The 1,314-nt window shown below is 56.6% G+C and carries 1 protein-coding gene and 1 pseudogene; both read left to right on the top strand.

Translation table 11 applies throughout. The features are described from left to right. Window positions 1-260, top strand: a pseudogene (locus CAPSK01_RS23240) (RHS repeat-associated core domain-containing protein); the annotation flags it as partial. A gap of 437 nt (window positions 261-697) precedes the next feature. Continuing rightward, window positions 698-1,219 carry a hypothetical protein gene (locus CAPSK01_RS15090; protein ID WP_034928455.1) on the top strand — a complete coding sequence of 174 codons (522 nt, stop codon included), beginning with the start codon at window positions 698-700 and terminating at the stop codon, window positions 1,217-1,219. Window positions 1,220-1,314 lie beyond the last annotated feature (95 nt).

A 1,314-nucleotide genomic window follows, 5' to 3' on the forward strand; every position in this document is an offset into this window, starting at 1 on the left:
GTGAGCCGTTCGGGATGGCGCTGCCGGAGGAGGACCCGGATGGCGATGGACGGGCGACGGTGATCAATCTGCGTTTCCCGGGGCAGTACTTCGACCGGGAGACGCAGTTGCATTACAACTACTTCAGGGATTACTATCCTTCCACCGGACGGTATGTGCAGAGCGATCCCATCGGGCTCCAGGGCGGCATCAATACCTATGCCTATGTTGGGGGAAATCCGCTTCGTTACACCGACCGGTTCGGTTTGCTGACCGAAGCTCTGTTGCCATCGTGTTTGCTCGGCGGACCCGCCAACCCAGTTTGCGACGTGGCTGTTATCGCAACAGCCTGCAAGTGGCTCTTCATCGTAGGCGGGGCGGTTATCCTGACCCAGGATAACGGGAAGTGTACTGACGGGGCCTGCGAAGATGTTCCTGGAAACAAGCCTCCCTTCACAGGTGAGCCAGGCTCAACTGTTCGGGGAGGAACAGGTAGCAGAACGTATGGTCGGGATCGCTACCCGGCAATTGACCGTGATCTTCCTCATCCGGACGAGTGTGGCGTAGGAAGCGGTGATCATTGTCACGACTGGGGGCGTCCCCCGGGTGGTGGCCCCCCCTCTCACGAGGACCGTGGTTCTCCGCGACCGCCGAAGCCGGGTGATCCACCGCCGCCAAGAGGCCCTAACGTTCCGCCTCCTAAGAAGTGAGACTGCAGATGACCACACAGCTTGAATTACACAGTGACGAATACGGGCGCATCTACGGCGCCCAGATTCACGACAGCCGGCTGGAAGAGTTCGCGTTCTCGGACAGCAGGGATGCCTTGTGTATTCGACTAAGGGGAGTAACTGGCAAGCGCACAAAGGTTCAGCTTAGAGGCATTGTTCAACTGACCGTGGCGGACCTTTGGAATGGCGCCATTTTGTCCGACATCTATGTTTGGAAAGTATCTGCGGTTCCGGACGCATCTTGGGAGATTCCAGATAGCGCTTGGAATGTCCTTTTTACCGAGCGAGCTACAAAAGAAGACGCGCTGAGGCTGGCTAAACAGATCGCGAACGAACATCCCGACGCATACTTGGCCCAGTTCGAATGCTCATATGGAGGAGCGATCGCATGTGTTTGCGATCAAATTGAACTTTACGATGAGCAGGAGCGAGACCAGGGTCAGATCTTGAAATCACACACGCAAGACCGGGGTCTTGAAATCACCGACAACCCCCCACGGGACTCCTGATTCCTCTCCGCCACGGGTCAAGTCTAACGGTCATGTTGGCAACAAATAAAACTGTCCGGTTTTGTAGCACATGAATTGTCCGCTTTGACCGGGGC

Source organism: Candidatus Accumulibacter vicinus, from assembly GCF_000584955.1.
Taxonomy (GTDB): Bacteria; Pseudomonadota; Gammaproteobacteria; order Burkholderiales; family Rhodocyclaceae; genus Accumulibacter; species Accumulibacter vicinus.

What these genes read in the sequence shown, in the direction of transcription:
- CAPSK01_RS15090 (WP_034928455.1), top strand. Translation starts at nt 698, where the DNA reads ATGACCACACAGCTTGAATTACACAGTGACGAATACGGGCGCATCTAC.